Origin of the sequence: Enterobacter cloacae (assembly GCF_011078175.1) — a bacterium.
GTDB classification, from domain to species: Bacteria; Pseudomonadota; Gammaproteobacteria; order Enterobacterales; family Enterobacteriaceae; genus Enterobacter; species Enterobacter cloacae_Q.
Genome location: NZ_JAALCJ010000019.1, coordinates 1 through 9,285 on the forward strand (window position 1 = coordinate 1; position 9,285 = coordinate 9,285).

Genomic DNA, 9,285 nt, shown 5'->3' on the forward strand with positions numbered 1-9,285 from the left:
AGGTGGTGAAGCCCAGCTCGTCAACAAACATCATCGGCATGATGACGGCAAACCCGAACAGGGAGAGAGTGTTGATAATACGCACCATGCTGGAGAGCATAATACTGCGGTTGGTATAGAGCAGCGTCGCCGCACGGCCCAGCTCGGCGAATTTTTCCCGGGTGGAGAGATTATGCATGTGCGTTGGGGTTTTGACGCTGCGCAGGGATACCATGGCGATGATCCCCCCCGCCAGACAAAACGCCAGCGCCAGCCACAGAGTGCCCATCTCCCCAATGTGCGGAATGGTAAAGCTCGGAATATAACTGCCCGCCACGCCAATACCCACGGAATAAACCGCCCAGTACCAGCCCAGCGCCGAGCTGGATTTATCGCCAGGCACATTATGAATAATGACCACGATAAAGGCATAGAGGAACAGCGGATAGGCCAGACCGCGGATCCCGTAGAACAGCAGAATTAATGCGTAATTTGCCTGACCCAGACCAAAAACGAGAAACAGGACGTGGAAAACGCACCACAGCACGAAGCCAATCAGCATGGTTTTTTGTGGGGTGATAATTTCAGCCACCACGCCGGAGATCCACGCGGAGAGCGCCGCCGCGAGACCGTAGAGCGTGAAGGCGAAAGAGGCCTCAGCAGGCGTGAAGCCCAGTGATTTAATATAGTGCGACAGAAATGCCAGCTCGAAACCGTCACCCGTCATAAAGACCGCGATCGCCAGATATCCCCATAGCAGGTTCAGCGGCAATCCCAGCCACTGTTTATTTATTTCGGACATATAGACCTCGTTTGTAGCGTACAGGTAAGCCCACACCGGACATATTCCGGCGTGAGTTTTCTTATTGTCTTTTTCTCTACATATACTGAAGAGTATTTAGTCTCTGATTGTTGTCGCAGTCTGTTGTAACTGCTTATAAGCCTCGTATCGACGCAGATGAAGGGACTGATAGTTCGCTTGCGGATAGAAATATTTATCCACGTGGGTAAATTGTTTCATGGCATCGGTTACTGAAGGCGCTATATTTCCCGCCACCGCCGCGAGAATGGCCGAACCCAGTAATACCGGCTCGGTGCATTGGGTCGCTAACACCGGCAGCCCGCAGGTATCTGCCAGCAGCTGGCGGACGAAAGGGTGCTGGCCCGCGCCGCCGCTGATAACAATATTTTCGGTCTGTACGCCGCATTCACGCTGGGCGTCAATGATTTGTCGCAAACCGTAACCGATACCACACAGGCCGGCCACATACAGTGCCATCAGGTTATTGATGTCGTTCTCCATGCCCAGCCCGCAGATCGTGGCCCGCGCATGGGGATCGGCAAAGGGCGCACGGTTACCCAGAAATTCGGGCACCACGTGCAGTCCGGCTGCCAGGTTCACCGCCTCTGAGGAGGTAGCGAAGGTCTGTAAAAGCCGGTCAGCCAGGTAAACCGGCAGCGGCAGGTCTGACTCCTGTGCCAGCTGGCGCGCTTGCGGCGCGGCAGGATGGAAACTTAATAACCGATCGATAGCGGCACCCGCGGCGCTTTGTCCGCCCTCGATCAGCCACAGTCCAGGTACCATCGCGCTAAAATAAGGCCCCCAGACGCCGGGCACAAAAACGGCGCTCTCGGCGCTGGTCATGGTGCACGATGAGGTGCCAAAGACATACGCAAGATTGTTCAGCGCGCCGCCGCCAACGCCCAACGTCCCGATGCCGCCAGCGTGGGCATCAATTAACCCTACCGCCACCGGGGTGCCTGGCAGCAAGCCCATCTCACGCGCGGCCTGCTCCGTTAAGCCCTCGCCGCAAGGCGTGCCGGGGGCGGCAATATGCTGCCCTATGCGGACAAAATCCTCTTCGGCCAGCTCGTCCAGGCCAACGGTGCGGAAATAGTCCGGGTCCCAGCGATTCTCATGGGCCAGCCACGTCCATTTACAGGTTACGGTACAGATGGAACGGGTAACATCGCCGGTGGCGCGCCAGGTCAGGAAATCGGCCAAATCGAAAAATTGCCAGGCGCGATCGTAGACCTCTCGGTGGTTTTCTTTCAGCCACAGCAGCTTTGGTGTCTCCATTTCGGGCGATATTTTTCCGCCAACATAGTCCAGCACCGGATGCTGGGTAGCGTTGATGCGCTCCGCCTGGTCTGTCGCACGATGATCCATCCAGACGATGATATTGTTTTCCGCTTCACCGTCAGGGCTGACCGCCAGTGGTTCTCCATTGTCGTCCAACACCACCAGCGAGCAGGTAGCGTCAAACCCGATGCCGGCAACGCGCTGCGGGGGCGTTCCGGAGCGGGTCAGCGCCTCGCGGATGCAGCGGCAAACGGCCTGCCAGATCCCAGCGCTGGACTGCTCCACACGGCTTCCGCTGCGGTGCACGGTAGCGATCTTCTGCGTCGCGTGGGAAAGCAGCCTGCCGCTAAGATCGAAAATGCCTGCGCGGACGCTGCCGGAGCCGACGTCTACGCCGATAACGGTTTCTGGTGTACTCTTCATCCTTGTGGCCCTTAAAGATCGACGCTGTTAGGCAGAATCACCAGGTCCCGGACGGTAACGTTCTTCGAACGGGTCACCATGAACAACACCGATTCTGCGACTTCAATCGGCTGCATCAGGCTGCCGTTTGCCAGCGCCTCGTCCATCTTCGCCTGCGGCCAGTCGTCGAGCAGAGCCGTCACGACCGGCCCAGGCAGAACGGCCCCCACGCGCACGCCATGTTCCGCGACCTGACGACGGGTGGTATGCACGAACGCCTGGACGGCAAATTTGGACGCGGTGTAAATCGGCTCCCAAATGACCGGTACTACGCCCGCAATGGAGCTGGTGAAGATAATATCGCCTGACTTCTGCGCAATCATATGCGGCAGTACGGCGCGAACGCAGCGGAAGGCGGCGTTGATATTCAGATTCAGCACGCGATCCCAGATGTCCGGGTCGCCTTCAGCAACCGGTCCGCCGATGTAGGCGCCTGCATTAGCGTGAAAAATATCCAGGCCACCGGCGAGGCTGACAATGTCACTCAGCATATTGTCCACTTGCTCGGGTTTGAACAAATCGATTTGCAGGGCAAAGGCGTTTTCGCCCAGTTCGGCAACAATTCGCTGAAGCTTCTCGCCTTCACGATCGATTAACACCACCTTAGCACCGGCGCCGAGCAGCGTTTTTGCGCACTCCAGGCCAATACCTGAGGCGGCACCAGTGATAGCAGCGACTTTGCCCTGAAGGGAACTATTCATGGAGGGGACAGAGTGATTCATTTTATAATCCTTTATGCAGAGATGATTTTTAGGGTGTGTCTGCTTTCGCGTGAAGAACGGGGGTTCTGACTGACGCGTGAAGCAAACTGCTCAATCGATGAAGCAGATCTAGCACTTGCTTATTTCTCCAGCAAGAGACATTCAAAATGAAGAGGCGATTTTGTGACGCGCGTTGAGAAAACGAAGAAAACGACCATCTACGATCTGGCGGAACTCACCGGCGTTTCGGCCAGCGCGGTGAGTGCTATTTTGAATGGCAACTGGAAGAAACGTCGCATCAGCGCGAAGCTGGCGGAAAAAGTGACTCGCATTGCACAGGAGCAGGGCTACGCGGTTAACCGCCAGGCCAGCCTGCTGCGCAGCAAGAAATCAAACGTTGTCGGCATGATTGTGCCGAAATATGACAACCGCTATTTCGGCTCTATAGCGGAAAAATTTGAAGAGATGGCGCGTGCCAGAGGGCTGCTGCCGATTATTACCTGCACGCGCCGGCAGCCAGAACTCGAACTGGATGCCGCCCGTGCCATGCTCTCCTGGCAGGTTGACTGGGTCATCGCCACGGGGGCGACACACCCGGACAAAATTGCTGAACTCTGTCATCAGGCGGGCGTGCCTACGCTAAATCTTGATCTGCCGGGCAACCTGGCACCCTCCATCATTTCGGATAACTACGGCGGCGCGAAGATGCTGACCGAGCGGATCCTCACCAGCAGCTTTAAACGATTTGGTTCGCTGGCACCGTTGACCTTCGTGGGCGGACGCCGGAGTGATAACAACACCGCAGAGCGCCTGCGCGGGTTCCTTGATGCCCATCAGGCCCATGGGCTGACCGTTCCGGAACAGCAGCTGCTGGTCACCGGGTACTCGTCATCACGCGTGGAGGAGCAGCTCAGAGCTACCTTCCCGTCGCCATCGACGGCGCTAAAGGGGCTGTTTGTCAATTCGACCATTTCGCTGGAGGGCGTGGTACGTTGGTTGGCCCAGAACGGGCAGACCGGCGTAAACCAGCCGCCGATGGGCTGTTTTGACTGGGACCCGTTTGTCTCTCTGCTGGGACATGATATCGACATGGTGCGTCAGGACGTGTCAGCGATGCTGGAGAAGGTATTTGAAATTCTCGATTCCGGTGATACCTCGGTCAGACGTATTGAGATCCCACCGGAACTGATTGGCAGCCAGAGCCTCTCGGGCTAGCCCTGACGCGTCAGCAGCCAGCGTGCGGTATGTTCATCCGTCACCAGACCGTTTACCCAGCCGCCTTTGAGGGCGGCAAGGATCGCCGGGCGTTTATCCTCGCCGCAGGCGGCCGCAATACGCGGACACTGGCTCTGACGAATATCGTAGCTGGTAATAAAGCGATTAATTTGGCTGTCGATGACGTTACCGTCGGCATCGATAAAGCGTCCGAGTATTTCGCCAACGCCACCGCGCTGGGTCAATTCGTCCAGCTGTGCCTCATCGATAAACCCGTCTTTGAAGATAGGGCTCTGCCTGCCCAATGCCCCAATGCCGACAAAAATGACATCGGCCGCATCCGCCACGGCGCAGACGTTACGGAACAGGCGGTTTGAGCACCACATCTGATGCTCTTCGCTGGACTGAGCATAGCGTGGCGCCGGCCACTGGTAATATTTGCCCTGAATTTTACGCGCCAGCAGCAACGGCACATCATCGTAATAATTACATTGCCCGTGCTCGTTCATGGCGCTGATTAGGGCGACACAGCGAGTGTTGTGGCTGTCAAAATCGATACGCTTGATGGTTTTTTTTAGCGTCAGTCCGGAGCCAATTCCGACAACCGTGGGTTTATCACCTTGCAGGTAGCGGGCCATCAGCTGATAACAGCCAAACGTCACGCTATCAAGCGCACTTTCATTGCGGTAAACGGGCACAATGTTGCAGTGGGTCAGGTGATATTTTTCCGCGAGAAGCTGCGCATAATCGAGACAGTTAGCGACAGGGTGATGAAGCCCAATCGAGACAATGCCTTCCTCTTTCGCGGCGGCAATCAGCCGCTGCACCACCGGTCTTGATGTGCCGAGCTGGCTGGCAATTTCGCTTTGATTAAGCCCGGCGATGTAATACATCCATGCCGCCCGCACTTTTTGATCGAGCCTGATGTCATCTTCTTTGCTCACGTTTCCCTGCCTCAAGAGTGGGGTTGAGGGCGGTAAACACCCACAACAATTGTCTGTCATTCTGGCGGGTGCTCCGCGCGGAGGCAAGCGGTTTGCTCTTTATTGGTCATTTGTAATTTAGGTGGTCATTTGTTCTTTTGTGATCTGTGGCTCTTATTTTAATCAAATGATCATCTACAGTTCAGCCATAACCTCACTGGAGAACAGAACAATGACCGAGAAATACACGTGGCTACATATTGGACTGGGGTCTTTTCATCGTGCGCATCAGGCGTGGTATCTGCACCGCCTGATTGCCGGCGGCGATACGCGCTGGCACATCGCTGCGGGCAACATACGCAACGATGCCGAACATGTGGTGCAGGCGCTCGCCGCGCAGAAGGGGCGATATGTACTGGAGACCGTCAGCCCGGAAGGCGAGAGAGACTATGAAGAGATCGCCTCGATTCAGACGCTGATCCCGTGGCAGGCGGATTTGCAGCCGCTGATTGCCGAAGGGGCGAACCCGCAGACTCGGGTCATCGCGTTTACCGTGACGGAGGGAGGCTATTATCTGGACACCAGCCACCGGCTGGATGTGGCCAATGCCGATCTGGCGAGCGATATTAAGGGCGGCTGTAAAACTATCTACGGGACAATTGCCCGCATCCTCGAAGCGCGTATGGCGAACGGAGCGGGTCCGGTAACCCTGCTTAACTGTGACAACGTACGACATAACGGCGAGCGCTTCCACGACGGGTTGATTGAATTCTTAACCCTCAGTGGCAAACAAAGCGTCATCGACTGGCTGAGCGCTAACGCGACCTGTCCGAATACCATGGTGGATCGCATCACTCCGCGTCCGGCGGCCGATCTCCCGGCGCGCATTAAGGCCCGGACGGGCATAGACGATAAGGCCCCGGTTATGGGGGAACGCTTTATTCAGTGGGTGATTGAAGACAATTTCCGCGACGTTCGTCCCGAACTGGAAACGGTGGGCGTGGAGCTGGTGGCATCCGTCATCCCTTATGAAGAAGCCAAGATCCGCATCCTCAACGCCTCCCATAGCTGTATCGCCTGGGCGGGTACTTTGGTCGGGCAACAGTATATTCATGAAAGCACGCTGACAGAGTTTATCTACAAGATTGCCGACCGCTACGTGACGGAAGATGTTATTCCCTGCCTGGGGAATAATGGTATCGACCTGCCAGCCTACCGCGATGTAGTGCTTAAGCGTTTTACCAACCCCTGGATTCAGGACACCAACCAGCGCGTCGCGGCCGACGGGTTCTCAAAGATCCCGGCCATGATCGCCCCAACGCTGCGTGAATGTTATCAGCGCGGTGTACGTCCTGACGCTACCGCAATGCTGCCTGCGCTGTTCTACGTCTATATGGAGCAGTGGCATCACGGCAAGCTGCCGTATGAATACCAGGACGGTATCCTCAACGCCTCTGCGGTGCATGCGATGTTCGAATCGGACGATCCGATAGCCCGATATGCCAGCGATACCGCCCTGTTTGGCGATCTGACCGGCCAGGAAGATTTTGCCGCGCTCCTGCGTGAAAAAATTGCTGACGTTTACGCGCTGATTAAGTGAGAGGTGGGTATGTATCTGGGCATCGATCTTGGCACATCAGAAGTAAAGGCGCTGGTCATTGACGAAAACAACGGCGTTGTCGCCACCCATAGCGCGCCGCTGACGATACAGCGTCCGAAGCCGCACTGGTCTGAACAGTCGCCGGAAGCCTGGTGGGAGGCAACCGAATACCTGATTGCCACCCTCCGGGAGAAGTGTGGTCACCACTGGCAGGCGATAAAAGCCATTGGCCTTTCCGGACAGATGCACGGTGCGGTACTGCTGGATGCCGCGGGTGAACCCCTGCGTCCGGCCATCCTGTGGAACGACACCCGCTGCGCGCAGGAGTGCGCAGAGCTGGAAGAGATGGCGCCAGAGCTACACCAGGTGGCGGGGAACCTGGCAATGCCGGGGTTTACGGCGCCAAAGCTGCTCTGGGTGCGCCGCCACGAGCCGCAGAACTTCAGCCGTCTCGCCACCGTGCTGCTGCCGAAGGATTACCTGCGCTTCAAAATGACCGGTAAAAAAATCTCTGATATGTCGGACTCGGCCGGGACGCTGTGGCTGGATGTGGGAAAACGAGACTGGTCGGATGCGCTGCTGGAAAAATGCGGTCTGTCGCGTGCCGCCATGCCTGCGCTGGTGGAAGGGTGTGAGGTCTCGGCGCGCCTTGAGCCTGCGGTGGCGCAGCGGTGGGGTCTGAATCCTTCGGTTATCGTTGCCGGCGGCGGGGGAGATAATGCCGTCAGCGCGATAGGGGTTGGGGCCGTTTCGCCGGGCGACGCGTTTATTTCGCTGGGTACCTCCGGCGTGCTGTTTGTGGTCACGGATGCCTACCGCCCGGCGCCCCAGTCCGCCGTGCACGCGTTCTGTCATGTGCTGCCAAACCTGTGGCACCAGATGAGCGTGATGTTAAGCGCTGCCAGCTGTCTACAGTGGTTTTGTCGTCTGGTGGGCGTCACGGAGCTGGAATTGCTTGAGGAGATCGCCCAGCTAAGCGATGCGGAGAAAACGAGCGCGCCGATGTTCCTGCCGTACCTCTCCGGAGAACGGACGCCGCATAACGATCCTGCTGCGCGGGGTATGTTCTGGGGACTAACGCACTCCAGCCAGCGTGCGCTGATGGGGTATGCGGTGCTGGAAGGCGTCAGCTTCGGTATTGCCGATGGCCTGCGCGTGTTACAGGAAAGCGGCACGCAGATTGAACAGTGTTCCCTCGTCGGCGGCGGGGCGCGGAGTCCTTTCTGGGCCCAGCTGCTGGCCGATATCCTGGCGATGCCGGTGGTGACGCATAAAGGCGGTGAAACCGGCGGCGCGCTGGGGGCTGCACGGCTGGCCTGTCTCGCCGCCGGTAAGCCGCTGGCTTCCGTGTGCGAAAAACCTGAAGTCTATCAAACCTGGCGCAGCGATCCGGCGCGCCACCGTGCGCTGATGGCGCGTTACCGGCAGTTTAACGCGCTTTACCAAAACGACCTGAACTACCGAAACCCATAAGTTCTGTGGCAAAGACCCTCCGGCGATGCTGCCGGAGTGGTTCCCTGTACCCTAAAAACGAGGTCAATATGTCGTTAAATAACAAACAATGGCTGGGATTACCCCTGAGTCTGGTCTGGGGGTATATCGCTATCGCGGTCTTTATGACGGGCGATGGTTTCGAGCTGGCATTTCTGTCGCACTATATTAAGGCGCTGGGCTTCACGCCTGCTGAGGCCTCTTTCGCCTTCACGCTCTACGGTCTCGCGGCGGCGCTCTCCGCGTGGATCTCCGGCGTGGTGGCTGAAATTATCACCCCGCAAAAAACCATGCTGATTGGCTTCGTGCTGTGGTGCGTTTTCCACGTCCTGTTTCTCGTGTTTGGTCTGGGTCAGGCAAATTACGCATTAATTCTGCTGTTCTACGGGATCCGCGGTCTGGCCTATCCGCTGTTCCTCTATGCCTTTATCGTCGCCATTGTGCATAACGTTCGCAGCGACAGTACCAGCGCGGCGCTGGGCTGGTTCTGGGCGGTTTACTCTATCGGCATCGGCGTATTCGGCAGCTACATTCCGAGCTTTACCATTCCGCACATTGGGGAAATGGGTACCCTGTGGCTGGCGCTGGCATTCTGCGTAACCGGCGGGATCATTGCGCTGGTCTCTATGCGTAAGGTGGAAACGCCACGACATATGCAGACGCTTTCCACCCGGGAGAAATTCGCCGAGCTGGGCCGTGCGGCGACGCTGCTCTACACCAACCGCAGTATTCTGCTCTCCAGCATGGTGCGTATTATCAACACTCTCTCCCTGTTCGGGTTTGCCGTCATCATGCCGATGATGTTTGTTGACGAGCTGGGCTTCACCACCT

Annotated in this window: 8 protein-coding genes; 4 read left to right on the forward strand and 4 right to left on the reverse strand. The window is 57.3% G+C overall.

Annotation, left to right across the window (positions count from 1 at the left end; all coding sequences use genetic code 11):
* From G6Q29_RS21370 to G6Q29_RS21380, 3 genes are all read right to left on the reverse strand, one after another.
* Positions 1–781: MFS transporter (locus G6Q29_RS21370; protein ID WP_165466995.1), on the reverse strand; the 781-nt coding region annotated here is incomplete at its 3' end.
* A gap of 96 nt (positions 782–877) precedes the next feature.
* Positions 878–2,485, reverse strand: a complete 1,608-nt coding sequence (locus G6Q29_RS21375; RefSeq protein ID WP_165466996.1) for an FGGY family pentulose kinase — start codon at positions 2,483–2,485, stop codon at positions 878–880.
* 11 nt (positions 2,486–2,496) lie between these two features.
* On the reverse strand, positions 2,497–3,246 hold the full coding sequence (locus G6Q29_RS21380) for an SDR family oxidoreductase (RefSeq protein WP_165466997.1): 750 nt from the start codon (positions 3,244–3,246) through the stop codon (positions 2,497–2,499).
* A gap of 162 nt (positions 3,247–3,408) precedes the next feature.
* Here G6Q29_RS21380 and G6Q29_RS21385 point away from each other — a divergent pair, with 162 nt between their 5' ends.
* The gene (locus G6Q29_RS21385; RefSeq protein WP_165466998.1) at positions 3,409–4,440 is read left to right on the forward strand and encodes a LacI family DNA-binding transcriptional regulator; all 1,032 of its coding nucleotides are present in this window, start codon (positions 3,409–3,411) and stop codon (positions 4,438–4,440) included.
* On the opposite strand, the gene G6Q29_RS21390 is transcribed toward G6Q29_RS21385, so the two are convergent.
* On the reverse strand, positions 4,437–5,384 hold the full coding sequence (locus G6Q29_RS21390) for a sugar-binding transcriptional regulator (RefSeq protein WP_165466999.1): 948 nt from the start codon (positions 5,382–5,384) through the stop codon (positions 4,437–4,439). The genes G6Q29_RS21385 and G6Q29_RS21390 overlap by 4 nt on opposite strands.
* Before the next feature lie 211 nt (positions 5,385–5,595).
* Here G6Q29_RS21390 and dalD point away from each other — a divergent pair, with 211 nt between their 5' ends.
* The 3 genes from dalD to G6Q29_RS21405 all read left to right on the forward strand — a co-directional run.
* Positions 5,596–6,963, forward strand: coding sequence for a D-arabinitol 4-dehydrogenase (dalD, locus tag G6Q29_RS21395; RefSeq protein WP_165467000.1), 1,368 nt, complete (start codon positions 5,596–5,598; stop codon positions 6,961–6,963).
* 9 nt (positions 6,964–6,972) lie between these two features.
* Entirely contained in the window at positions 6,973–8,436 is a 1,464-nt protein-coding gene (gene xylB / locus G6Q29_RS21400; RefSeq protein WP_165467001.1) for a xylulokinase, read from the forward strand.
* Positions 8,437–8,504: 68 nt separating this feature from the next.
* On the forward strand, positions 8,505–9,285 hold a 781-nt coding region (locus G6Q29_RS21405; RefSeq protein ID WP_165467002.1), incomplete at its 3' end, for an MFS transporter.